This is a genomic window from Pseudomonas sp. R2-60-08W, from assembly GCF_003852335.1.
GTDB lineage: Bacteria > Pseudomonadota > Gammaproteobacteria > Pseudomonadales > Pseudomonadaceae > Aquipseudomonas.
Window position 1 is genome coordinate 3,342,604 of the sequence record NZ_CP027731.1, and the last position, 23,283, is coordinate 3,365,886.

The 23,283-nt window shown below is 62.4% G+C and carries 20 protein-coding genes; 10 read left to right on the plus strand and 10 right to left on the minus strand.

The genetic code is table 11. The features are described 5' to 3' along the window. Positions 1-80 precede the first annotated feature (80 nt). The 3 genes from C4J90_RS15105 to C4J90_RS15115 all read left to right on the plus strand — a co-directional run bounded on the left by C4J90_RS15105 (position 81) and on the right by C4J90_RS15115 (position 2,405). A complete protein-coding gene (locus tag C4J90_RS15105; RefSeq protein ID WP_124420203.1) occupies positions 81-635 on the plus strand; it encodes a UPF0149 family protein in 555 nt (184 codons plus the stop codon). Positions 636-726: 91 nt separating this feature from the next. Further along, entirely contained in the window at positions 727-1,983 is a 1,257-nt protein-coding gene (locus tag C4J90_RS15110; protein ID WP_124420204.1) for a 3-phosphoshikimate 1-carboxyvinyltransferase, read from the plus strand. A gap of 32 nt (positions 1,984-2,015) precedes the next feature. Further along, entirely contained in the window at positions 2,016-2,405 is a 390-nt protein-coding gene (locus C4J90_RS15115; RefSeq protein WP_124420205.1) for a hypothetical protein, read from the plus strand. A gap of 1 nt (position 2,406) precedes the next feature. On the opposite strand, the gene C4J90_RS15120 is transcribed toward C4J90_RS15115, so the two are convergent. Further along, positions 2,407-3,006 carry an NAD(P)H-dependent oxidoreductase gene (locus tag C4J90_RS15120; protein WP_124414888.1) on the minus strand — a complete coding sequence of 200 codons (600 nt, stop codon included), beginning with the start codon at positions 3,004-3,006 and terminating at the stop codon, positions 2,407-2,409. A gap of 72 nt (positions 3,007-3,078) precedes the next feature. Between C4J90_RS15120 and C4J90_RS15125 the strand changes: the two genes are divergently transcribed. Then, positions 3,079-3,699: a TetR/AcrR family transcriptional regulator gene (locus C4J90_RS15125; RefSeq protein ID WP_124420206.1), complete on the plus strand. Its 621-nt coding sequence runs from the start codon at positions 3,079-3,081 to the stop codon at positions 3,697-3,699. Between the two features lie 118 nt (positions 3,700-3,817). Here C4J90_RS15125 and C4J90_RS15130 read toward each other — a convergent pair whose 3' ends face one another. Beyond that, entirely contained in the window at positions 3,818-4,489 is a 672-nt protein-coding gene (locus C4J90_RS15130; RefSeq protein WP_124420207.1) for a GNAT family N-acetyltransferase, read from the minus strand. Between the two features lie 176 nt (positions 4,490-4,665). Between C4J90_RS15130 and C4J90_RS15135 the strand changes: the two genes are divergently transcribed. Both C4J90_RS15135 and C4J90_RS15140 read left to right on the plus strand, forming a co-directional pair. Next, positions 4,666-5,517, plus strand: coding sequence for a CAP domain-containing protein (locus C4J90_RS15135; RefSeq protein ID WP_124420208.1), 852 nt, complete (start codon positions 4,666-4,668; stop codon positions 5,515-5,517). Positions 5,518-5,689: 172 nt separating this feature from the next. After that, on the plus strand, positions 5,690-7,894 hold the full coding sequence (locus tag C4J90_RS15140) for a GAF domain-containing protein (protein ID WP_124420209.1): 2,205 nt from the start codon (positions 5,690-5,692) through the stop codon (positions 7,892-7,894). On the opposite strand, the gene C4J90_RS15145 is transcribed toward C4J90_RS15140, so the two are convergent. From C4J90_RS15145 to C4J90_RS15160, 4 genes are all read right to left on the minus strand, one after another. After that, positions 7,873-9,000, minus strand: coding sequence for a diguanylate cyclase (locus C4J90_RS15145; RefSeq protein ID WP_124420210.1), 1,128 nt, complete (start codon positions 8,998-9,000; stop codon positions 7,873-7,875). The two genes, C4J90_RS15140 and C4J90_RS15145, sit on opposite strands and share 22 nt — an antisense overlap. 90 nt (positions 9,001-9,090) lie before the next feature. Next, a complete protein-coding gene (gene glgB / locus C4J90_RS15150) occupies positions 9,091-11,328 on the minus strand; it encodes a 1,4-alpha-glucan branching protein GlgB (RefSeq protein WP_124420211.1) in 2,238 nt (745 codons plus the stop codon). After that, positions 11,325-14,672 carry a maltose alpha-D-glucosyltransferase gene (treS, locus tag C4J90_RS15155; protein WP_124420212.1) on the minus strand — a complete coding sequence of 1,116 codons (3,348 nt, stop codon included), beginning with the start codon at positions 14,670-14,672 and terminating at the stop codon, positions 11,325-11,327. Before treS ends, glgB begins: the two co-directional genes overlap by 4 nt. A gap of 153 nt (positions 14,673-14,825) precedes the next feature. Then, complete coding sequence (locus C4J90_RS15160; RefSeq protein WP_124420213.1) at positions 14,826-16,814, minus strand: alpha-1,4-glucan--maltose-1-phosphate maltosyltransferase; 1,989 nt, start codon at positions 16,812-16,814, stop codon at positions 14,826-14,828. 205 nt (positions 16,815-17,019) lie between these two features. Here C4J90_RS15160 and C4J90_RS26910 point away from each other — a divergent pair, with 205 nt between their 5' ends. Continuing rightward, a complete protein-coding gene (locus C4J90_RS26910) occupies positions 17,020-17,196 on the plus strand; it encodes a hypothetical protein (RefSeq protein WP_164488021.1) in 177 nt (58 codons plus the stop codon). Here C4J90_RS26910 and C4J90_RS15165 read toward each other — a convergent pair. Continuing rightward, positions 17,174-17,665 carry an MgtC/SapB family protein gene (locus C4J90_RS15165; RefSeq protein ID WP_124363169.1) on the minus strand — a complete coding sequence of 164 codons (492 nt, stop codon included), beginning with the start codon at positions 17,663-17,665 and terminating at the stop codon, positions 17,174-17,176. The two genes, C4J90_RS26910 and C4J90_RS15165, sit on opposite strands and share 23 nt — an antisense overlap. A gap of 122 nt (positions 17,666-17,787) precedes the next feature. On the opposite strand from C4J90_RS15165, the gene C4J90_RS15170 reads away from it, so the two are divergent. Beyond that, entirely contained in the window at positions 17,788-18,027 is a 240-nt protein-coding gene (locus C4J90_RS15170) for a DUF3203 family protein (RefSeq protein ID WP_124367309.1), read from the plus strand. A gap of 253 nt (positions 18,028-18,280) precedes the next feature. Further along, a complete protein-coding gene (mapR, locus tag C4J90_RS15175) occupies positions 18,281-19,690 on the plus strand; it encodes a GntR family transcriptional regulator MpaR (protein WP_124420214.1) in 1,410 nt (469 codons plus the stop codon). 26 nt (positions 19,691-19,716) lie between these two features. Here the strand turns inward: mapR and C4J90_RS15180 are convergent, their stop codons facing one another. The 3 genes from C4J90_RS15180 to C4J90_RS15190 form a co-directional block, all read right to left on the minus strand. After that, entirely contained in the window at positions 19,717-20,463 is a 747-nt protein-coding gene (locus C4J90_RS15180; protein WP_124363173.1) for an SDR family oxidoreductase, read from the minus strand. A gap of 120 nt (positions 20,464-20,583) precedes the next feature. Continuing rightward, entirely contained in the window at positions 20,584-21,492 is a 909-nt protein-coding gene (gene glsB, locus C4J90_RS15185; protein WP_124416031.1) for a glutaminase B, read from the minus strand. 54 nt (positions 21,493-21,546) lie between these two features. Beyond that, positions 21,547-21,891, minus strand: a complete 345-nt coding sequence (locus tag C4J90_RS15190) for a hypothetical protein (RefSeq protein ID WP_124420215.1) — start codon at positions 21,889-21,891, stop codon at positions 21,547-21,549. A gap of 275 nt (positions 21,892-22,166) precedes the next feature. Between C4J90_RS15190 and C4J90_RS15195 the strand changes: the two genes are divergently transcribed. Then, a complete protein-coding gene (locus tag C4J90_RS15195) occupies positions 22,167-23,249 on the plus strand; it encodes an LLM class flavin-dependent oxidoreductase (RefSeq protein WP_124421219.1) in 1,083 nt (360 codons plus the stop codon). The last annotated feature ends 34 nt before the right edge of the window (positions 23,250-23,283 follow it).

The following is a 23,283-nucleotide window of genomic DNA, read 5'->3' on the forward strand; positions in this document are numbered from 1 at the left end:
CTGGCAAAAAACCTTGCCAGGCGCCATCCTTGGCGCTTTAAGCCGCCCCTGCGGCGTTCGACGTTTGAAGGATATGCCCCATGCACGCCCAGCCGCTCACCCCCGCCGAGTTCGACCAGATCGAAGAAACCCTGCTCAAGTACGGCGACGACCATTCGGTGCTCAACGTCGCCGAACTCGACGGCTACTTCACCGCGCTGGTATCGAGCCCGACGCAGGTGGATATCGCCGAGTGGTTTCCGGCGATCTGGGGCGGGCAGAACCCGGCGTGGGAAAGCGCCGATGAAGCCAAGCAGTTCCTGGACCTGTGCGTGCGTCACCTGAACAGGCTTGCGGCGCAACTGGCCGGTGATGCCCAGGGATTCAAGGCGCATTTCGATGAGAAGGAACACCACGGCCAAGTTGTGACCCTCGCCGAAGAATGGTGCTTCGGCTATATCCGTGGCGCGGCCATCGGCAACTGGCCGCCGCTGCCCGCCGAACTGGCCACTCAGTTCGAGAAAATTTCCTGGTGCGCCGAGCAGGACAATTTCGAATTACCGGCGGACCTGGATGTGCGGGCCCATCAGCAGCGGGTCAGCGAAATCGAACCGGCGGCTCGGGCGCTGCACGATTACTGGCTGAGCAAGCGCTAAATCTCGACAAGCACCGCACCTTTGGCCGATTATTCGGGTCCGCCCCGTCGGCCACTCCATGCCACCTCGCCTTGATCAGGAGCCTTGTCCCTTGAGTTCGCAGAAAACCGTGACCGTTACCCCGCCCAACTTTCCTCTCAATGGCAAGGTCGCGCCCCCCGGCTCCAAATCCATTACCAACCGCGCCCTGCTGCTGGCGGCCCTGGCCAAGGGCACCAGCCGCTTGAGCGGCGCCCTGAAGAGCGACGACACCCGTCACATGTCGGTGGCCTTGCGGCAGATGGGCGTGACCATCGACGAGCCGGACGACACCACGTTCGTGGTCACCGGCCAGGGCAAACTGCACTTGCCGCCACAACCGCTGTTCCTCGGTAATGCCGGCACCGCCATGCGCTTTCTCACCGCGGCCGTGGCAACCGTGCACGGCACCGTGGTGCTGGACGGCGACGAGTACATGCAAAAGCGCCCGATCGGGCCGCTGCTCTCCACCCTCGGCCAGAACGGCATCCAGGTCGACAGCCCGACCGGCTGCCCACCGGTGACCGTGCACGGTGTGGGCAAGGTCCAGGCCAAGCGTTTCGAGATCGATGGAGGGCTGTCCAGCCAATATGTCTCGGCGCTGCTGATGCTCGCGGCATGCGGCGAAGCGCCGATTGAAGTCGCCCTGACCGGCAAGGACATCGGCGCCCGTGGCTATGTGGACCTGACGCTGGACTGCATGCGTGCCTTCGGCGCCCAGGTTGAAGCCGTCGACGACACCACCTGGCGCGTGGCCCCGACCGGCTACACCGCCCATGATTACCTGATCGAACCCGACGCCTCCGCAGCCACCTACCTGTGGGCCGCAGAGGTGTTGACCGGCGGCCGTATCGACATCGGTGTCGCCGCCGAGGCGTTCACCCAGCCGGACGCCAAGGCCCAGGCGGTGATCGCCCAGTTCCCGAACATGCAGGCCACGGTGGTGGGCTCGCAAATGCAGGACGCCATCCCGACCCTGGCGGTGCTCGCCGCGTTCAACAATACGCCGGTGCGCTTCACGGAACTGGCCAACCTGCGCGTCAAGGAATGTGACCGCGTGCAGGCGCTGCACGACGGCCTCAACGCAATCCGGCCGGGCCTGGCGACCATCGAGGGCGACGATCTGCTGGTTGCGGCTGACCCGGCCCTGGCCGGCACGTCCTGCAACGCCTTGATCAATACCCACGCCGACCATCGCATCGCCATGTGCTTTGCCCTGGCCGGGCTGAAAGTCGCGGGCATTCGCATCCAGGACCCGGACTGCGTGGCCAAGACTTACCCTGGGTACTGGAAAGCCCTGGGCAGCCTGGGCGTAACGCTCAGCTATTAAGACAACAGCGCAGGTTCAGGGAGGGCACGCACATGACCATTCGCCAACCCTGCCCGCCCGGCGTTTGTGACTGCGAGCGCGAACGCTTGCTGGAGGCGCCCGAGCCCGACCTGCGCATTCTCCACCTCACACGCCAGGAAGAAAAACGCCTGCTCGAGCGCCTGGAAAACCTCAAGAGCCTGCAGGACCTCGAGCATCTGCAGCAGCGGATGTACGAACAGCTGGGCATCCGCCTGCATATCGCGCCGGGCCACACCGAGGTCAAGAGCATGCGCGGTATCCAGATCGTCATCGACGAGCTGCCCGGCCTGTGCCGCAAGACCCGCCAATCGATTCCAGCGGCGATCCGGCGCGGCCTGGAGAAGCAGCCCGAGATTGCCTACCGCTTGCTGGACGCCCACGACCTGTTTCGCAACGCTTGAATCACCCCGCTACCGTCTCGCGCACAAACAGCGTCTGCCCTGTCTCCCTGGCCTTTCGCAGATGCGCCTCGGCACTGTCGCTTTCCGATTCCAGCAGCAACTGCGAGGTCAGCACCTGCGCTCCGCAGTAGTCGAAGATCCCGTAATCGATCTGCGTGCGCATGGCCTGGGCATAACCGTGCCGGTCAAAGGCGCCGGCATCGGCAGCCCCCAAGGCCAGCAGGTGCACCTGCAAGTGCCGCAACTTCTTGGTCACCGGTGTATCGGGGCCGTAATCGATCGCCCAGCCGTTGACGAAGACACGGTCGATCCAGCCCTTGAGCAACGCCGGCATGGACCACCAGTAGATCGGGAACACCACGACCAACGCGTCGGCGCGCTCGATGCGGGCCTGTTCGGCGAGGACATCCGCCGGCGGCGTGGCGCGGCTGCGGTGTACCTGGTGGTCGGCGGCGGTGTAGCGCGGGTCGAAGCCTTCGGCGGCGAGGTCGGCGGTTTCAAAGGTGTGCCCGGAGGCGCTCAAACCGCCACCCACGTGCGCGGCCACGCTGTGGGTCAGGGATTGGCTGTCGTGATGAGCCACAACGATGAGTGCATGCATGACATTGACTCCTTTTAGGCTTAAGCTACTTTTAGTAAGTTACCTTATTTAAGTTACTTTTGGTATATAAGCATGTCAAGCGAACAATCTCCTGCCCCGCGCCGGCGTCTTTCCCGCGAAGAACGCCTGCAACAGTTATTGGAAACAGCCTGGCAACTGGTGCGCGAGGAAGGCACCGACGCCCTGACCCTGGGCCGTCTGGCCGAGTTGGCCGGGGTGACCAAACCGGTGGTGTACGATCATTTCGTCACGCGCTCTGGCCTATTGGCCGCGCTGTATGAAGATTTCGATGGGCGCCAGAACCAGGTGTTTGTTGACGCCATCGAGGCCAGCAGCGCGACGCTTGAAGCGCGCGCGTGGGTGATCGCCTCGTCCTATGTGGATTGCGTGTTGCTGCAGGGCCGGGAGATTCCGGGGGTAACGGCGGCGCTCAGTGGCTCGCCGGAGCTGGAGGCGCTCAAGCGCAAGTACGAGGCGATCTTCCTCGACAAATGCCGCGATGCCCTGGCGCCCTTCGCGCCGGATGGCACGCTTTCCCAAGCGGGCCTGCGCGCCATGCTGGGCGCGGCCGAAGCCTTGTCCCATGCCGCAGCCAGCGCGGAAATCAGCCGCGAAGAAGCGCAACAGGAACTGCTGGCGACCATTCTGGCAATAGTCAAGCGCGGCGCATGTGGGAGTGGTTCAGTCAATTAATAGGTGACTGATACACCGCTATCGGGGGCAAGCCCCCTCCCACACTTTGAACTGTGAATACTTTCAAATGTGGGAGGGGGCTTGCCCCCGATTGCAGTGGTGCAGTCACTGTGGGTGCTCAACTCAAGCGTTCGTCTACAAACCGCTGCACCTTGCGCGTCAATTGATCCAGGTGCCGGTCGCGCTGCTTTTCCGCGTCCACCATCGCGCGCTTCCCATGCTTTTGCAGCAGGTAGGTATGGATCTGCCGCACTTCCAATGAGCTGTAGATAGCAGCCACGTCGAGCACGCCCATCAACCCATCGGTGCCGTAGTCCCGCGTATTCATCAGCACTTGGGTGCCACGCGCGCCGCGCACCTGGAAGCCCATCGCTTCGAATGCCGGGACCTTCTCCACCGAGCACGCCAGCTCCCCATGGGGATAGCGCGCCAACACGTCACCCAGCATGGCCCGGGCCACGCCTTGGCGCCTGAACCCCGAGTGCACGGCCATAAAGGCCACGCCACAGGCTTGAGGGTCGTCCTTCACCGGGAGGTACAGGCAAAAGCCAACGACGGTCTCCTCCTGCATCGCCACGACCAGCTCAACGCTGATGCCCTTCGATCCATCCAGCGCCTCCAGGTACAGGTGCACCTCAAACCCGATGGCGTACTGGTAAATGTTGTAGAGCAGGTTGCTGGGCGCCAGTGCCACGCTGCTGATGTCGGTGAGGTTGTCGACCACCAACTGCAGGATCTGGCTGTTGATCGGTTCGGGGCACGGCGTGGTGTAGCGGGTAAGGCTGAACATGCAAATTCCTGGGGTTTCACGTCAAGGCAGTGGCAATTGTACCTGTTGCACGCCGTGAAGCCTCGGCCCTGAACCGCCGGCACTCAAGCATTGAACAAAAAAAGTTCGGACCAACGGGTGCATGCACGCACCTGGATCGCGCATCATGGGCACTTTCAAGCTCAAGGGTAACGTCCATGCGCGTTCTGTCATTGATGATGGGTCTTACGACGCTGGCCGCCAGTACGGTGTTCTGCGCCAGCGCGATGGCGAATGAAGAAAGTCAGTTAGTCGAACAGATCAACCAGTACCGCAGCCAGGTGCAGCGCTGCGGCGATCAGGGTTCCCAGGAATTGCCACCGCTGAACAGTGATACACGGCTGGTGCTGCCGGCCACCAATGTCGGCGATTTGCAGCAATCGCTGGCGCGGGCCGCGTACCCCATGGTCAACGTGCAGGCCATCAGCCTGTCCGGGCCCAGGGATGCCGAGGCCGCCATGAAAGCGGTGCGTGAAAGCTTCTGTCGCGTGGTACTCGACCCGCAATTCGTTGACATCGGCGTGAGCAACAGCGGCCAGGACTGGCGCATCGTGCTCGCCCGCCCGCTGCTGACCAGCGGCCTGGGCGACTGGCAGACCGAAGGCCGCAAACTGCTCGACCTGATCAACGCCGCCCGCTCCCAGCCGCGCCAGTGCGGCACCCAGGCGTTCACGGCAACCACGCCGCTGTCGTGGAACGACGACCTGGCCGGTGCCGCCAACAGCCATACCCGCAACATGGCCAACGGCAACTTTTTCGATCACCTCGACCACGACGGCCGTACCCCCGGCGACCGCGCCGAGCTGGCCGGGTATATCGCAAAGAACATCGGCGAAAACATCGCCGCCGGCCTCGATACCCCACGCAAGGTGCTCGACGGTTGGATCGCCAGCCCCGGCCATTGCGCCAACCTGATGAACCCGCAATTTCGTGAATTGGGCGCGGCCTATGCAATGGACCCGAAAAGCGATGCGGGCATCTACTGGACGGGGCTGTTCGGCGCGCAATAACGGTGGGCGCAGGCCCGGACCTGCGACGACTCGCCCCGCCAAATGGGCAATGAAATCAAAGTGCTATCTAGGAGATAATCGCGCTGAACTGATCCAGGTCAGGCCGGTCTGTTGCTAGTCGGTCTGACCTCTTCAAGGCTTAACAACGCGTAGCGAGCAAGGTGTGAACCCAATGATGAATTGGCTGCAAGGCAGCAGCGTAATGGCAGAGCGGGTTCGTCGGCATGATTGGGCCAGTACGCCCCTGGGCCCAATTGAACACTGGCCGGACGTGTTGAAGACAACCGTTGCGTTGTGCTTCGCCTCCAGCTTTCCCCAAGCCATCGTCTGGGGGCCTCAGTTGATCACCCTCCACAACGATGCATTCGTGCCGATCCTGGGCAACAAGCCCGACGCCCTGGGCCGTCCGTTCAACGAGGTGTGGCACGAGGCATGGGATGACATCCGCCCTATCGCCGACACCGCGTTCGCCGGGCAGGCCACCTATATCGAAAACTTTCCGCTGTTGATCCTGCGTGACGACACGCCTGAACAAGCGTATTTCACCTTTTGCTACAGCCCGATCCGTGATGCAAAAGGCGCGGTGGTGGGGTTGCTCGATACCGTCACCGAAACCACCGCCACGGTCTTCCTCACCCGGCGCCTGGCCGTGCTGGACGCCATCGGCAACAGCGTCGCCACGGCCACCGACCCCGAAGCAATCATGATGTCGACCACCCGCCTGCTGGCCGAACACCTGCAAGTATCGATTTGCGCCTACGCCGACATGGAAGACGACCAAGACGGCTTTACCATTCGCGGCGACTGGTCGGCGCAAGGCTCGCCGAGCATCATCGGCCATTACAGCCTGGCTGCGTTCGGTGAGCGCGCGGTGGCCTGCCTGCGCGCCGGCGAGCCCCTGGTGATCGGCAATAACCTGCTCGAGTTGCCGGCCCATGAAGCCGCGAACTTCCAGGCACTCGGTGTAACGGCGACCATTTGTATGCCTTTGATCAAAGACGGCCGCCTCACCGCGCTGATGGCCGTGCACGACAAACAGCCCCGCCACTGGTCCTCCTATGACCTGGCGCTGTTGGGCGAAGTCACCGAACGTTCCTGGGCGCATATCGAGCGCGTACGCGCCGATGCCGTGGTGCGTGAGGGCCTGGCGGCCTATACCGAACTCAATGCGACCCTGGAACAGCGCGTCGAAGAACGCACCCGCGCCCTCGCCCAGGCCGAAGCCGCGTTGCGCCAGTCGCAAAAGCTCGAGGCCATCGGCCAACTCACCGGCGGCGTCGCCCATGATTTCAATAACCTGCTGACGATCATTCGCTCATCCGTGGATTTCCTGCGCCAACCGGGGCTCTCGGAAGAACGCCGGCAACGCTATATGGGCGCGGTGTCCGATACCGTCGAGCGGGCCAGCAAGCTCACCAGCCAACTGCTCGCCTTCGCCCGCCGCCAGCCCTTGAACCCGCAGGTGTTCGATGTCAGCCAACGGGTGCGCAACATCGGCGACATGCTCGAGAGCGTCACCGGAGCACGCATTCAGGTGCAGGTGCAATTGCCTGACCAGCCCTGCTATGCGCGCATCGATCCCAGCCAGTTCGAAACCGCCCTGATCAACATCGTCCTCAATGCCCGCGACGCCATGGACGGCCAGGGCAGCCTGATCATCAAGGTCGCCGGCCAGCAGCCGCTGCCGCGCATCCGCGGGGATGCCGAGTCGCGCCTGCCCTACATCACTATTTCCCTGGCCGACACGGGCGTGGGCATTCCCGGCGATACCGTCGAACGCATTTTCGAGCCGTTCTTCACCACCAAGGCCGTCGGCAAGGGCACCGGCCTGGGCTTGTCGCAGGTGTTCGGCTTTGCCAAGCAATCGGGCGGCAATATCGATGTGGCCAGCACCCTGGGGCAAGGCACGGTGTTCACCCTGTACCTGCCCGAGGTGGAAGGCGAAGCCGCGCCCCGGCAGGACGCACAGCAAGACCTTCCACCGCCGCTGGACCTGGCCCAACGGCATGTACTGATCGTGGAGGACAACCTGGAGGTGGGACGCTTCGCCAGCCAGATCCTCAAGGATCTGGGTTACCAGACCACCTGGGCCACCAACGCCGAACAGGCGCTGACGCTGGCCGGCAACGATGCCGGGGCCTTCGACGCGGTGTTCTCGGATGTGGTGATGCCTGGTATGACCGGCGTCGCCATGGCCAAACTGATGCGCCAGCGCCGGGCGGACCTGCCGGTGGTGTTGGTCTCGGGTTACAGCGAAGAACTAGCGGACAGTGGCTATGAAGGCTTTGAATTCCTCGCCAAACCCTACTCCGCCGAACAGGTTGCGCGCGCGTTGGCCAAGGCCATGGCCAAGGATCAGCCCGCCACAGCCACCTGATTGCGGCCCAGCGCCTTGGCCCGGTACAGCGCCTTGTCGGCGCTGTCCATCAAGCCATACAAGTCCAGCGCCTGGGTATGGGTCGAAGCCAGGCCCAGGCTGGCACTCAGCCCCTGCACCGGGTCGGCCCGCAAATCGCCAATGGCCTGGACCAGTTGCTCGGCGATGCTGCGCGCGGTCTCCAGGGACGTATTGGGCAGCAATATTGCGAACTCTTCGCCCCCCAGGCGGCCGTACACATCGATCTGGCGAAACGAGGTGCTGATCACGCTGCCAATCTGACGCAACACCTGATCACCGGCTTGGTGCCCGTAGGTGTCATTGATGGTTTTGAAGTGATCCATGTCCAGCATCAGCACACACAGCGGCTGCTGCTCGCGACGGCACTGGGCATAGAGCGCCTGGGCCTGTTCGAAAAATGCACGACGGTTCATCAACCCGGTCAGCTCATCGGTCTGGGAGGCGTGGGTTGAAATGGTGTGGGCGCGCTCCATTTGCCGGGTCAGGCGAAAGGCTTTTTCCAGGGCGTCGGACAGTTTGCGCGTAGCGCCCACCACAAAGGATGAGAACACCAACACCGCCAGCGCCACGCCCACTTGCATCGGCGACGGCTGGAACAGCAGCCACAGGGTACAGGGCAACAGCACCAGGCCCATGGACCCCAGCGACATGTAGCGATACGCCGAATAGCACGACACCGCGCTGACCGACATGCCCACGGCGAACAGCATGACCAACACCTGGGACACGCGGTCATCGACCGGCATCACCGCCAGCGCCCCGCCCCCCCAGATGCCCGCCGACAGCATCAGCGTCAGCCAGTAACGCCGCTCCCAACGCGCAGGCGTACGCTCGCTGTCAGGGCAGCGGAACCATTCAAGGAATAATTGCAGGCGCAGCAGTGACGAGCCGGCCAGTAGCACCAGCCATACCACGATCACTTGGTGATCGAAGCGGTCCCAGCACAACCAGCACAGCATAAGAGCAGCCAGGTAGCTGCCAAACAGCGCCGGGAACGACTGGCGAAACAGCTGGTGCAAACGGTCGGTGCGCACCTGCTGTTCGATAACACGGTCCGGGTCTTGCCCAAGCCCACGGCTATTCATGCGATTCGCCTGTCTGAGTGCTACGACAAAGGTGCCATTGTGGCACCCTGCCAGTAGCCCGGACAACCGCATCCGTCGCGCCAGGCGCGTTTAACTCTCCTGTGGTCGCAGAATCAACACACCCAAGGGTGGCAGGTTCAGCGACAGCGACACCGGCTGCCCGTGGCGGGGTTCATCCAGGGTCTGTACCGCACCGCCATTACCGTAGTTGGACCCGGCATACATGTCGGCGTCACTGTTGATCACTTCGCTCCAGCGTCCGGCGAAAGGTACGCCGACCGCGTAGGCCTCACGCGGCACCGGGGTGAAGTTGGCGACGACCAGTACCGGCTTGCCGTCCTTGCTCCAGCGCAACCAGGCATAGACGCTGTTGATCGCATCGTCGCCAATCAGCCACTGGAAGCCCTGAGGCGCGTCATCCTGCTCGTGCAGCGCCGGTTCCTCGCGGTACAGGCGGTTCAAGTCGCCCACCAGCTTCTGCACCCCACGGTGCTCGGGGTATTGCAGCAGGTACCAGTCCAGTTGCTGGTCGTGGTTCCACTCGCGCCACTGGCCGAACTCGCAGCCCATGAACAGCAGCTTCTTGCCAGGGTGCATCCACATGAAACTCAGGTAGGCACGCAGGTTGGCGAATTTCTGCCAGCGGTCGCCGGGCATCTTGTCGATCAGCGAGTGCTTGCCGTGCACCACTTCGTCGTGGGAAATCGGCAGGATAAACCGCTCGGACCAGGCATACACCAGGCCGAAACTCAGCTCGTTGTGGTGATGGGCGCGGTACACCGGGTCTTGCTGGATGTAATGCAGCGAGTCGTGCATCCAGCCCATGTTCCATTTGTAGTTGAAGCCCAGGCCACCTTGCTGGGTGCTTTGGCTCACCCCCGGCCACGCGGTGGATTCCTCGGCGATCACCAGGGCGCCCGGCGCCTCCAGCGCCACCACGTCGTTCAAGTGGCGCAGAAAATCGATGGCTTCCAGGTTTTCGCGGCCACCGTGACGGTTGGGCACCCATTCACCGGCTTTGCGCGAATAGTCGCGATACAGCATCGAGGCCACCGCATCCACGCGCAGGCCGTCGACGTGGAAGTGCTTGAGCCAATGCAATGCCGAGGCGAGCATGAAACCGTGCACCTCGGTACGGCCCAGGTTGTAGATCAGCGTGTCCCAGTCCTGGTGGAAACCTTCCAGCGGGTTGGCGTATTCGTACAGCGCGGTGCCGTCGAACTGCGCCAGGCCGTGGGCGTCCGTCGGAAAATGCGCCGGCACCCAGTCGAGGATCACGCCAATGTCCGCCTGGTGGCAGGCGTTGACGAAATACGCGAAATCTTCCGGCGAGCCAAAGCGTGCGCTCGGCGCAAACTGGGACAAGGCCTGATAGCCCCACGAACCGCCAAAGGGATGCTCCATGATCGGCATCAGCTCGATATGGGTGAAGCCCAGTTGCTGCACATAGGGAATCAGCCGCTCGGACAGTTCGCGCCAGCCGTACTGGCGTGACACTTCCCCGGCCTCGTCCAGCTCGCATTGCCATGACCCTACGTGCAACTCGTAGATCGACAGCGGCGCGGTGGATTTCTGTTTGTCACCTCTAGCCTGCATCCACTCGTGGTCCTGCCAGTCCACCTGCAATGGCGCGGCGACCTTAGAAGCGGTGTCCGGCGGCAGCTGGGTGGCCAGGGCCATCGGGTCGGCCTTGAGCGGCAAAATGCCGTGGGCACCGAGAATCTCGTACTTATAGGCCGCCCCCGGTTGCAGACGCGGGATGAAAATCTCCCACACGCCCGACGGATGGCGCAAGCGCATCGGGTGCCGGCGACCGTCCCAGATGTTGAAGTCGCCCACCACCGAGACCCGTCGGGCATTCGGCGCCCACACGGCGAAACGTACGCCCTGCACGCCGTCGACCGTGGTTACCTGAGCCCCCAGGCAACTGCCCAGGTCGCGGTGGTTGCCTTCGGCAAACAGGTACAGGTCCATTTCACCGAGCAGCAATTGGTTGAAGCTGTACGGGTCTTCAGTGACCTGCTCGCCGCCGGCCCACTGGATCTTGAGCAGGTAGGCCTGACGCGTGCTGAAGTGCCCGACGAACAGCCCCGGCACCTGGCTGGCGTCGAGGCTGCCGATCGGCTCGCCACTGTCACGCGCCAATACCTGGACACTCAAGGCTTCGGGCAGGAACGCGCGGATAAATTGCCCGCCCTGCTCATCATCATGCGGCCCAAGGATCGAGAATGGATCGTGGTGCTCGGCGCGTACCAGCGCCTCGACGTCCTTGGACGCCGGCATTGCAGTCAACTTGGGCTGCAGCGGTTCTCTATGCGTAAAACTCATGACGTCTCCCCACCGCGTGCAGTTTTCGATTCAGGTGTAAGCCCGCTGAGCAAACCGTGCAACCCTTGCAAGGGCACCGGCAACCAGCTCGGGCGATTTTCCGCTTCGTAGGCCACTTCATACGCGGCCTTCTCCAGGCTGAACAACGTCAGCGCGGCGTCCTGGCCGTTGGCATCCTGCCAGTCATGCGCCAGTGTAGCCGTCGCCGCCTGATAAGCCTGGGTAAATGCCTGGCGGGCTTCACTCAGGTAACGCTCGGTCACGCGACGACGCGCGGCGTCGGCTTCCGGCGATTGATCAACCCCTTGCACGTTCAGGGCCATGGCCGCTGCGTAATCGAAGGAGCGCAACACCCCACTCACGTCCTTGTAGGGGCTGTGCTTGCCGCGCCGTTCATGCAGCGGCCGCGCCGGTTCGCCTTCAAAGTCGATCAAATAGGCATCGCCCTTGACCACCAGTACCTGGCCCAGGTGCAAGTCACCGTGGACGCGAATCCGCAACCCGCCCAGCGTGGCTTTCGCCAGCGCCTGGACATGGCTGCCGATGGCTTTTTTCTGCGCCAGTAATTCACTGACCAGCGCCTGATCGGCGGGGTTCAACTGGCTTTGATTTACTTTGAGCAACTGCAGGGCCCGCTCGATCTGCGCCCCCACATCCTTGGCCCAGGCCTGGGTGTCCTTGACCGAAGTGACTTCGGGCTTGAAGTCCTTGTTCTGGGTAGGCGCGCCCAACACCACGTGCATCTCGCCCAGACGCTGGCCGAGCAGGCCGGCAAAGTCTGCCAGCTCGCCCAGGGCGTTGTAGTGCTGCTCCTGTTCGGAAATCGCCTCGGCCAGTTCGTCGCGAATGGCGCGTTCGAGGTTGTTCTGGGTCCAGCTCCAGGCGTCGCCCTGGTTGCTCAGGTAGCCCTGGGCAATCATCAGCAGGTTGTCCTGACCCTGGGCGTCGCGCCGGCTCATCGAGCCCATCAACGGCGAAATGTTCGGGTATTCGGCTGCGGTCAAGTAGGCGCTCATTTCCAGTTCCGGGTGCACCCCGGCACTGACTTTGCGGATCAGCTTGAGCACCAGGCTCTCGCCGACCACCACCGAACTGTTGGACTGCTCGGCAGACAAGTAGCGCACCGCTGATTCATCCGTCAGTTGCAAGGCTGCCAGGTGCGGCGTGGCTTCAAAGCGCAGGTCACCCTCGCTGCTATTGAGCACGGTACCGGCCTGCAGGCTTTGGATCACACTGCGCACAAAGTGCTCGAGGCTGAAGGCGTCGGTGACCAGCCCTACCTGGCGGCTGCGCCGTACCCGGGCCATTGCCAGTTGCTGCGGCAAGGCGCTGGTGAGCTGGTCTTCGCCAAGGAAGCCGAAGGGCAGCTGATAACGGCTGGTCTGGCCCGCGCTGGTCACGTCGATCTCGCTGAGCAGCACCGGGTGCTGGGCGTCGCCGAAGCGCACGCCGTAGGCGATATGCACACTGTCGATGGTGGCGTCCTTACCGGCGAACCAGCGGCGCTTGGGCAGCCAGGCCGGCAGCGACGTATGCTCCAGGGTGGTGCGGCAGGGTTCTTCCAGTAACTCTTCCATACGTTTTTTCAACACCAATGTCGTGAAGTCAGGAATGCTCTGGGCCGGTTCCACATGCCAGCTCGGCATCTGGTTTTCCGCCGCCAGCACGAACCAATAAAAGCCATAGGGCGCCAGGGTCAGCAGGAAATTCAGTTGGCCGATGGGCGGGAACGCGTTACCGCCGAGCATCTCCACCGGCACCATGCCGGCGAACGCCGACAGGTCCAGCTCCGCCGCCTGGGCGCTGCGCGAAACGTTGGCCACGCACAGGATGGTTTCAGTGCGGCCGTCCTCCCCAGTGTATTCACGGGTATAGGCCAGGATGCGGCGATTGCTCGGCGACAGCATTTTCAGGCTGCCTCGGCCAAACGCCTTGGATTGCTTGCGCACCGCCAGCATGCGCCGCGTCCAGTTCAGCAGTGAATGCGGGTCCTGGGCCTGGGTTTCGACGTTGACCGACTGATAGCCGTATTGCGCGTCCATGATCGGCGGCAGCACCAGGCTGGCCGGGTCGGCGCGGGAGAAACCGCCATTGCGGTCGATGGACCATTGCATCGGCGTGCGCACGCCATCGCGGTCACCCAGGTAAATGTTGTCGCCCATGCCGATTTCGTCGCCGTAGTAGAGGGTCGGCGTGCCGGGCATCGAGAGCAACAGGCTGTTGAGCAGTTCCACGCGGCGCCGGTCACGCTCCACCAACGGCGCCAGGCGCCGGCGAATGCCCAGGTTGATGCGCGCGCGACGGTCTGCGGCATAGTAGTTCCACAGGTAGTCGCGCTCTTTGTCGGTGACCATCTCCAGGGTCAATTCATCGTGGTTGCGCAGGAAGATCGCCCACTGGCAATTGGCCGGAATTTCCGGGGTCTGGCGCAGGATGTCGGTAATCGGAAAGCGATCTTCCTGGGCCAGGGCCATGTACATGCGCGGCATCAACGGGAAGTGGAAGGCCATATGGCATTCATCGCCGTCGTCGCCCTTCCTGTCACCGAAATAGAGTTGGGTGTCTTCCGGCCATTGGTTGGCTTCGGCCAGCAGCATGCGGTCTGGGTAATTCGCGTCGATTTCGGCGCGGATCTGCTTGAGCACCCCATGGGTTTCGGCGAGGTTCTCGTTGTTAGTGCCGTCCCGCTCGATCAGGTAGGGAATCGCATCCAGGCGCAGGCCGTCGATGCCCAGGTCGAGCCAGTAGCGCATCACCGACAGCACGGCTTTCATCACCTGGGGGTTGTCGAAGTTAAGGTCGGGCTGGTGCGAATAGAAACGGTGCCAGAAGTACTGGCCGGCCACCGGGTCCCAGGTCCAGTTGGACTTCTCGGTGTCGAGGAAGATGATCCGCGTACCGTCGTATTTCTGGTCGTCATCCGACCACACGTAGAAGTCCCGCGCCGCCGAACCCGGTTTGGCCTTGCGGGCGCGTTGGAACCAGGGATGCTGGTCGGACGTGTGGTTAATCACCAGCTCAGTGATCACGCGCAGCCCACGCTTGTGGGCCTCGGCTATGAAGCGCTTGGCGTCGGCCATGGTCCCGTAGTCGCTGTGTACGCCACGGTATTCGGCGATGTCGTAGCCGTCATCACGGCGTGGCGAGGGGTAGAACGGCAGCAGCCAGATGGTGTTCACGCCGAGGTCAGCAATGTAGTCGAGCTTGGCGATCAGCCCGGGAAAATCGCCGATGCCGTCATTGTTGGAGTCGAAATAGGATTTGACATGCACCTGGTAAATCACCGCGTCCTTGTACCAGAGCGGGTCCTTGATAAAGGTGGCAGCCTTGGGTTTTTTCGCCATTGGAAACTCCTGGAATACTCAAACTCTTACAGACTGAACGCGTTCAATGTGGGAGGGGGCTTGCCCCCGATGGCGGCGGTTCAGATAGATGTTCAGTGACTGACACACCACCATCGGGAGCAAGCCCCCTCCCACAGTTGATCTGCGCAAGATTCAGGAAGGGGTAATCCGCCAGATCCCGAACGGCATTTGCGGCTCCAGCCGAGTCCATTGGGTCTTGCCATACCAGGTCCAGCGATGGCCGTTCATCAAGTCTTCGCCCTGGGTCTGGGCGTCGTCCGGCAAGCCCATCTCCCATAGCGGCAACTCGAAGTGCGCCTCCTGGGCGTTGTGCGGGTCGAGGTTGACGGCCACCAGCACGAAATTGCTGCCGTCCTCGCTGCGCTTGCCGAAGTACAGGATGTTGTCGTTCCAGGCGTTGTACAGCTTGAGCCCCAGGTGCGTCTGCAACGCCGGGTTTTGCCGGCGGATGCGATTGAGCTGGGCGATCTCGGCAATGATGTTGCCGGGCGCGGTGAAATCGCGCGGGCGGATCTCGTACTTCTCCGAGTCCAGGTATTCCTCTTTACCCGGCACCGGCGCGGACTCGCACAATTCGAACCCGGAATACATGCCCCACAGGCCCGAGCCCATGGTGGCCAGCGCGGCGCGGATCAGGAACCCTGGGCGGCCGGACTCGTGCAGGAAGCCAGGGTTAATGTCCGGCGTATTGACGAAGAAATTCGGCCGGTAGCATTCCCGCCACGGCGACTGGTTCAACTGGGTGAAATACTCACTCAGTTCGGCCTTGGTATTGCGCCAGGTGAAATAGGTGTAGCTCTGGGAATAGCCGACTTTACCCAAGCGCGCCATCATTGCCGGGGTGGTAAAGGCTTCGGCCAGGAAGATCACCTCCGGGTATTTGGCCCGCACGTCACTGATCAACCATTGCCAGAACGGCAGCGGCTTGGTGTGCGGGTTGTCCACGCGGAAGGTCTTCACGCCCTCTTCCACCCAGCCCACCACGACGTCGCGCAGTTCGGTCCACAGGCCGGGAATCGCATCCGCCGCATAAAAATCGACGTTGACGATGTCCTGATACTTTTTCGGCGGGTTTTCCGCGTATTTGATCGTGCCGTCCGGGCGCCAGTTGAACCAGCCCGGATGCTGCTTGAGCCACGGATGGTCCTGGGAACACTGGATAGCGAAGTCGAGGGCGATTTCCAGGCCGTGGTCGGCAGCGGCCTTGACCAGACGGCGGAAATCCTCGCGGCTGCCCAGTTGCGGGTGGATCGCCTCGTGCCCGCCCTCTTCGCTGCCGATTGCGTAGGGGCTGCCGGGATCATCGGGGCCGGCGTTCAGGGAATTGTTCTTGCCCTTGCGATGGCTGCGGCCGATGGGATGGATCGGCGGGAAGTACAGCACGTCAAAGCCCATGTCATGGATCATCGACAAGCGTGAATGCACATCGTTGAAGGTGCCATGCCGGGCCGGATCGTCGGTGATCGAGCGGGGAAACAGCTCGTACCAGCTGGCAAACTGGGCGCGCTCGCGCTCCACGTCGATCGGGTACACGCGACTGATGCTCAAATAGGCGCGGTGGTCGGCCTGGGTCATCAGGTGTGCACTGTCTTCGTGCAGGAACTGCGCGACCTGCTCGGTTTCCAGCAGGCCGGAGAGTTCGTGATGCAGCAGCATCAAGCGGTCGCGCAGTTCGTTGTCACTGCGTTCGGCGGCCTGCAGCACCAGGCTGCGGCCTTCCTGCAGCTCCAGGCTGACCGGCACCCCGGCTTCGTGCTTTTTGCGCAATTCATAGCAGAAGCTGGCGAAGGTATCGATCCAGGCCTCGATGCAGTACTCATGGGGCCCCTGGGTGGTGACGGTGAATGCACCTTCCCAGCCGTTGTTGCCCACATCGCTCATGACCACGCTGTGCCAGTTTTCCTGCTCGCGCGGGCGCCAGCGCACCAGCACCGCCAGCTGGTCATGGCCATCGGCGAACACTTTACTGGTCACGTTGACGCGCTGGCCAACCACCGCCTTGACGGCAAACTCGCCACCATCGATCACCGGCATGGTGCTTTCAATCGCAATTCTGGGTAATAGCAGCGCCTGGGACAACGGCAATAAAGACTCTTCTGGAACCAGTGTTTCAGCAGTCATCGAGCATATTCCCCTTACGCCCTGTGGACGCTCTGTGCTTGATCCGAATTCTTGAGATGGCGGCGCGCTCGCTGAGCAGGCCCGTATTAGGTCCGAGCCTGGGCTTCGGGCAAAAGTTCAGGTGAATATGCCGCCACCCGGCGGGGAATCAATTCCCACCAATGGCTGTCCACCGATAGAGCAAAGCACAAAGGAGGCCACACCGATGAATATCCCCGTCCCGGCTGAAACCCCGGATCCGAACATCGACAACCCGACGCTGCCCCCCACGGAGCCTGCACCGATTCCGGAAAAAGAACCGCCGGAGAACGAGCCGCCACCGGTGCAGGAACCGCCGACCACGATGCCGCCTGTGATCGTCAGTCCTTCTCGAAACGCTTGACGATTTTTGGCATCACGCTGAACACCGCCAGGGCCAGCAAGGTACTGAGTACCGCTGTCGATTCCCGGCCCAGACCGGCCGAGACCCCAATCGCAGCGGTCATCCACAAACCGGCGGCGGTGGTCAGACCCTTGACGTGGCCGGCATCGTCATCCTTGCCCTTGATGATGGTGCCGGCTCCCAGGAAGCCAATCCCGGCAATCACCCCCTGCACCACCCGGCTCATGGCATCGGCCTGGTTGCCGGACATCTGCGGCACCATCACAAACAGCGCCGCGCCCAACGCCACCAGCATATGGGTGCGCACCCCGGCGGCCTTGCCCTTGCTCTCCCGCTCAAACCCGAGAATGGCACCCAGTAGCGCGGCCATCAGCAGGCGCACGGTCATCTGGGTGAGCTGCCGGGCGTCGCCGATATCGGCAAATTCAGCCTGCAGTGTTTGCCACGCTTCATGCAACCAAGCGTCCATGAATACCCTCCTGTGTTTTTTATAGGTAAAGCATGGACAGCGGCGACCGCCAGTCAGTTGCGCGGAACCTGCATACACCGCAACACCCTAACCTTCATCGCCCATGAACAAAGGAGACCGGCATGTCCCTACGTATCGAAGATCAGCTGTGCTACTTCACGCTCGGTGACAATGCTCAGGAACACAGCGTGCCTGCGACCCGAGTCAATATCGCGACCGACACCGAAAAGTCCATGTCGTACGTAGAATTGGCGGCCGAGCGGATCTACATCACCGAAGCCGAGGCTGACGCCCTGACCGTTGCGGGGGCCCATGATGGGCGTCAGCATGTCAAAGCTGATGCACCTGGCTCGGTGATTTGACTAAGGTGATTTAACTGAGCTGTGCAGTACCTGTGGGAGGGGGCTTGCTCCCGATAGCGGAGGGTCAGTTACCTGATGTATCAACTGACCCAGCGCAATCGGGAGCAAGCCCCCTCCCACATTTGAGTCGGTTTCTTCAGTTAGCGCTGGGCGAGTCGCCCATCTGATCCGCTTTTTGTCGCACTACTTGATTCTGTTATGCAAACAGAGGTACGGGTATAGTCCCCGGGGGAAATCAGCACCCAAGGCCCCCATGAAACGCTACGAAAAATTCGCCGAAGACATCGCAGAACTGATCCGCTCCGGCGTGCTCGGCCCCGGCCAGCGCGTGCCCTCGGTGCGTTACGCCAGCCAGACTTACGGCGTCAGCCCGTCCACGGTGTTCCAGGCCTACTACCTGCTGGAGCGCCGTGGCCTGATCCGCGCGCGACCGCGCTCCGGTTACTTCGTCAATACCCATGCGCCCAGCCCGTTTTCCGAGCCAGTGGTGAGCGCGCAGGTGCACGAGAGCACCGAAGTCGATGTGAGTGAGCTGGTGTTTTCGGTGCTGGATTCGATCAAAGACCCGAACACCGTGCCCTTCGGCTCGGCCTTCCCCAGCCCGATGCTGTTCCCGTTGCCGCGCCTGGCCCGCTCCCTGGCCAGCGCCAGCCGCGCAATGGACCCGCGCCTGGTGGTCACCGACATGTCCCCAGGCAACCCGCAACTGCGCCGTCAGATTGCGCTGCGCTACATGGTCGGCGGGCTGATGCTGCCCATGGAAGAACTGCTGATCACCAACGGCGCCCTGGAAGCGCTGAACCTGTGCCTGCAGGCCGTCACCGAGCCGGGCGACCTGGTGGCGATTGAAGCCCCGGCGTTTTATGCCTGCCTGCAAGTGCTCGAGCGCCTGAAGCTCAAGGCCGTGGAAATTCCGCTGCACCCGCGCGACGGCATCGACCTTGACGCCCTGGCGCAGAGCCTTGCGCGTTACCCGATCAAAGCCTGCTGGAGCATGACCAGCTTCCAGAACCCGATGGGCGCCACGGTGCCGGAAGAAAAAAAGCGGGCGTTGGTCGAGCTACTGCGCAGCCACCAAGTGCCGTTGATCGAGGATGATGTATATGCCGAGCTGTATTACGGGCAGCACGCGCCGAAACCGGCCAAGGCCTTCGACACCGAGGGGCTGGTGATGCACTGCGGCTCCTTTGCCAAGAGCCTGGCGCCGGGATATCGCGTTGGCTGGGTGGCGGCTGGTCGCTTCGCGCAGAAGGTCGAGCGCTTGAAACTGATGACATCGCTGTGCCCGTCGATGCCGGCCCAGGCCGCGATTGCCGATTACCTGCAACACGGCGGCTACGACCGGCACCTGCGCAAACTGCGCTATGCCCTGGAAGAACAGCAAAGCGCGATGCTCGCGGCGATCGGCCGTTACTTCCCGGCACAGACCCGAGTCAGCCAACCGGCCGGCGGGTATTTCCTATGGCTGGAATTGCCCGAGCACACCGATTCATTGAAGTTGTTTCAGATGGCCCTGGCGCAAGGCATCAGCATCGCACCGGGGCCGATCTTTTCGGCAACCCGGCGCTTTCGCAACTGCATCCGATTGAACTACGGCAGCCCGTGGACCGACGCGTCGGAGCAGGCGATGGAGACCCTGGGCCGGATCGTACGCTCGTTTTGAGTAGCGCGGGTACAGGCACCGCGTAATCAGCGACCGCCGCCCAAGTCGATAAACGTACCGGTAGCATACGAGGCCTTGTCCGACAGCAACCAGATAATCGCCTCTGCCACTTCATCCGGGCGCCCGCCACGGGCCATCGGAATGCCGGACTCCAGCTTGCTGACCCGGTCCGGATCGCCACTGAGGGCGTGGAAGTCGGTGAAGATATAGCCGGGGCGCACCGCGTTGACGCGTATGCCCTCGCCCGCGACTTCCTTGGACAGGCCGAGGGTGAAGGTGTCGAGCGCGCCCTTGGACGCAGCATAGTCGACGTATTCCCCCGGCGAGCCCAGGCGCGCCGCCACCGACGAGACGTTGACGATACTGCCGCCCTGCCCGCCATGCCTGGGCGACATACGCAGCAGCGCATGCTTGGCGCAGAGGATCGGGCCCAGTACGTTGGTCTTGAGGATTTTCAGGATGCGGAATTCGGACATTTCATCGACCCGCGATTTATGGCCGACAGTGCCCGCATTATTCACCAGCGCCGTGACGCGGCCCAGCTCGGTATCGACACGGTTGAACAGGGCGATCACTTCATCTTCGTTACTGACGTCCGCGCGTACCGCAATTGCCTGTGCACCAAGGCCGCGCACCTGTTCCAGTACACGCTGGGCGGCGTTTTCGTCGGACTGGTAGTTGATGCAGATGCGATAGCCCTGGCGAGCGGCCAGCAAGGCTGTTTCGGCGCCAATCCCGCGACTGCCTCCGGTAATGATGACGACTCTGTCCATGTGCAGTCTCCTGACTCAACCTGATGTTTGGGGTTGAGTTGAAGAATACCCGTCACGCAGGGCTTTTGTCAGGCGCGTGCGTGTGTTGAGATCGTTCCCACTAGAAGCGTGGCGACGATCTTAAAACACCGACCACCCAATCCGCTCACTCAACAACTCCAACGCCTTCATCCCTGCCAGTGAATTCCCCGCCGCGTTCAATTCCGGCGACCAGACACACACCGTAAACTGCCCCGGCACCACCGCGACAATCCCGCCGCCTACCCCGCTCTTGCCCGGTAGCCCGACCCGATAGGCAAAATTACCGGCCTCGTCATATAGCCCGCTGGTGGCCATGATCGAGTTCACCTGCTTGGTCTGGCGCGCCGTCAGAATCTGCTCGCCGCTGTGGGCGCTCACGCCCTCGTTGGCCAGGAAGCTGAACGCCCTGGCCAGGTCCAGGCAGCTCATTTGCAACGCGCAGTAATTGAAGTAGCTGTGCAGCACTGCATCCACATCGTTGTGGAAGTTACCGAAAGCCTTCATCAGGTAAGCCATGGCCGCGTTGCGCGCACCGTGCTGCGCTTCTGAATCGGCGACGACGCTGTTGACCAGAATCTGCGGGTTACCCGACAGGCGTCGTACGAAGTCGCGCATCGACAGAATCGGCACGGCGAAGCGTGATTGGTTGATGTCGCAGATCACCAGCGCGCCGGCGTTGATAAACGGATTGCGCGGGCGGCCGCGTTCGAATTCCAGCTGCACCATGGAGTTGAACGGTTGCCCCGACGGTTCGTGGCCCAGGCGCTCCCAGATGGTTTCGCCGCCGTGGTCGATGGCCTGCACCAGGCTGAACACCTTGGAAATGCTCTGCACCGAGAACAGCGTGTAAGCATCACCGGCGCAGTAGGCCGCGCCGTCGTTGCCGTAGACCGCGATGCCCAACTGGTTGGCGGGCACGTCGGCCAGGGCGGGGATGTAATCGGCGACTTTGCCGAGGCCGATCAGGGGGCGCACTTCGTCGAGGATCGACTCCAGCAGCGCCTGCATATCTTGTCCTGTCATCTTCTCTGGATCAGTAGTGAGCGAGGCGCGGAGCATACTTCAATGGGCGCGATAGCCCCACACAATCTCTACGACCCGCTCGGCAACCACCAGGTAAATCAGGATCAACAACACTTGCATCGCCAGGTGATAGCGCAACTTGGCCAGGCGGCGAATGCCGTCGCTGACGTTCAAGAGCATCAACAGCGTCGACAGGATAATCAGCCCCCAGCCGGCGACGTTGGAGGCAAATACCCCGATAAATAACTCACGTTGGCCGACCAGTGTATTGGTGCCCGCCGCAAACAACAGCGCACACACCAGCAGGTTTTTCACGTTGTCGAACACCTGTGTGCTCAGGTCGTTTTCCAGCAACGCCAGATACCGCGTCCATAAGGTGCGCATGCTTGTGTACCGAGTGGGAAGGCTCGTCACTCAAGGTAGTTCAAATGGGTAGGCTGTCGAGCGCCAGCAGGGCGAGCGAGGCACGGCAAAACCGCGCAACGGCGCTGGCTAAATGCAATCTACTGATAATAGAAAAAACTATAATTCCATAATTTAATAATTAGGTTAGAACCAATCGGCCTTTTACAGACGCGCCCGTGCGCCCTACTTTCACACTACGGACCGACCCCCTGCCCGGTGGAGGCTTGTTTATCGACTTCGACAAGGACCTGACCATGAGCATCGAATTCATCGGCTACATCGGCGGCCAGCACGCCTCCGAGATCCACCCGCGCAGCGGCCCGACGCTGCAGCCAGACTACGTTGAGCGCGTGGCGCGCGCCCATGAAGAGGCCGGCTTCGACCGCGCCCTGGTGGCCTTCCATTCCACCAGCCCGGACAGCACGCTGATCGCCGCCCATGCCGCCAGCGTGACTCAGCGCTTGAAATTCCTGATTGCCCACCGCCCAGGCTTCGCCCAACCCACCTTGGCCGCGCGCCAGTTCGCCACGCTTGATGTGTTCAACGGTGGGCGTACCGCCGTGCATATCATCACCGGTGGCGACGACCGCGAACTGCGCGCCGACGGCAGCCATATCGGCAAGGACGAGCGCTATGCGCGCACCGACGAATATTTGAGCGTGGTGCGCCAGGAATGGACGAGCGACAAGCCCTTCGACTTCGCCGGCACCTACTATCAGGTCGAAGGCGCGCACTCCACGGTGAAGTCGCCGCAACAGCCGCATATCCCGCTGTACTTCGGCGGCTCATCGGCGGCGGCGATTGCGGTGGCGGGCAAGCATGCGGATGTGTATGCGCTGTGGGGCGAAACCTATGATCAAGTGCGCGAGGTCGTGACCCAGGTGCGTGCCGAAGCGGCGCGGCATGGGCGTACGATTCGCTTCAGCTTGTCATTGCGACCGATCCTGGCCGAGACCGAGGAACTGGCGTGGCAGCGGGCAGACACTATTTTGCAGCAAGCCACGGCGCTGGCCGAGCAGAACGGTTTTGTACGGCGCGAACCGCCGAATGAAGGTTCGCGCCGGTTGCTGGCGGCAGCGGCGCAAGGCTCGCGCCTGGATAAGCGCCTGTGGACCGGCATTGCCGCCTTGCTCGGCGCGCAGGGCAACTCCACGGCGCTGGTGGGCACGGCCGAGCAAGTCGCGCAGGCATTGCTCGATTACTACGATTTGGGTATCACCACGTTCCTGATTCGTGGGTTCGATCCGCTCAATGATGCAATCGACTATGGCAAGCAGTTGATCCCTCTGACGCGCCAACTGGTCGCCGAACGCGAACGGGCCCGGCAAGTCGCTTGAGAACAGCTGGGAGGACGCTCGCGCCTCCCAGCTT

What these genes read in the sequence shown, in the direction of transcription:
- C4J90_RS15135 (WP_124420208.1), top strand. Translation starts at nt 4,666, where the DNA reads ATGCGCGTTCTGTCATTGATGATGGGTCTTACGACGCTGGCCGCCAGT.
- C4J90_RS15190 (WP_124420215.1), bottom strand. Translation starts at nt 21,891, where the DNA reads ATGCGCACCTTATGGACGCGGTATCTGGCGTTGCTGGAAAACGACCTG.
- C4J90_RS15105 (WP_124420203.1), top strand. Translation starts at nt 81, where the DNA reads ATGCACGCCCAGCCGCTCACCCCCGCCGAGTTCGACCAGATCGAAGAA.
- mapR (WP_124420214.1), top strand. Translation starts at nt 18,281, where the DNA reads ATGAAACGCTACGAAAAATTCGCCGAAGACATCGCAGAACTGATCCGC.
- C4J90_RS15130 (WP_124420207.1), bottom strand. Translation starts at nt 4,489, where the DNA reads ATGTTCAGCCTTACCCGCTACACCACGCCGTGCCCCGAACCGATCAAC.
- C4J90_RS15120 (WP_124414888.1), bottom strand. Translation starts at nt 3,006, where the DNA reads ATGCATGCACTCATCGTTGTGGCTCATCACGACAGCCAATCCCTGACC.
- C4J90_RS15170 (WP_124367309.1), top strand. Translation starts at nt 17,788, where the DNA reads ATGTCCCTACGTATCGAAGATCAGCTGTGCTACTTCACGCTCGGTGAC.
- glgB (WP_124420211.1), bottom strand. Translation starts at nt 11,328, where the DNA reads ATGAGTTTTACGCATAGAGAACCGCTGCAGCCCAAGTTGACTGCAATG.
- C4J90_RS15140 (WP_124420209.1), top strand. Translation starts at nt 5,690, where the DNA reads ATGATGAATTGGCTGCAAGGCAGCAGCGTAATGGCAGAGCGGGTTCGT.
- C4J90_RS26910 (WP_164488021.1), top strand. Translation starts at nt 17,020, where the DNA reads ATGAATATCCCCGTCCCGGCTGAAACCCCGGATCCGAACATCGACAAC.
- C4J90_RS15125 (WP_124420206.1), top strand. Translation starts at nt 3,079, where the DNA reads ATGTCAAGCGAACAATCTCCTGCCCCGCGCCGGCGTCTTTCCCGCGAA.
- C4J90_RS15160 (WP_124420213.1), bottom strand. Translation starts at nt 16,814, where the DNA reads ATGACTGCTGAAACACTGGTTCCAGAAGAGTCTTTATTGCCGTTGTCC.
- treS (WP_124420212.1), bottom strand. Translation starts at nt 14,672, where the DNA reads ATGGCGAAAAAACCCAAGGCTGCCACCTTTATCAAGGACCCGCTCTGG.
- C4J90_RS15165 (WP_124363169.1), bottom strand. Translation starts at nt 17,665, where the DNA reads ATGGACGCTTGGTTGCATGAAGCGTGGCAAACACTGCAGGCTGAATTT.
- glsB (WP_124416031.1), bottom strand. Translation starts at nt 21,492, where the DNA reads ATGCAGGCGCTGCTGGAGTCGATCCTCGACGAAGTGCGCCCCCTGATC.
- C4J90_RS15145 (WP_124420210.1), bottom strand. Translation starts at nt 9,000, where the DNA reads ATGAATAGCCGTGGGCTTGGGCAAGACCCGGACCGTGTTATCGAACAG.
- C4J90_RS15195 (WP_124421219.1), top strand. Translation starts at nt 22,167, where the DNA reads ATGAGCATCGAATTCATCGGCTACATCGGCGGCCAGCACGCCTCCGAG.
- C4J90_RS15115 (WP_124420205.1), top strand. Translation starts at nt 2,016, where the DNA reads ATGACCATTCGCCAACCCTGCCCGCCCGGCGTTTGTGACTGCGAGCGC.
- C4J90_RS15180 (WP_124363173.1), bottom strand. Translation starts at nt 20,463, where the DNA reads ATGGACAGAGTCGTCATCATTACCGGAGGCAGTCGCGGGATTGGCGCC.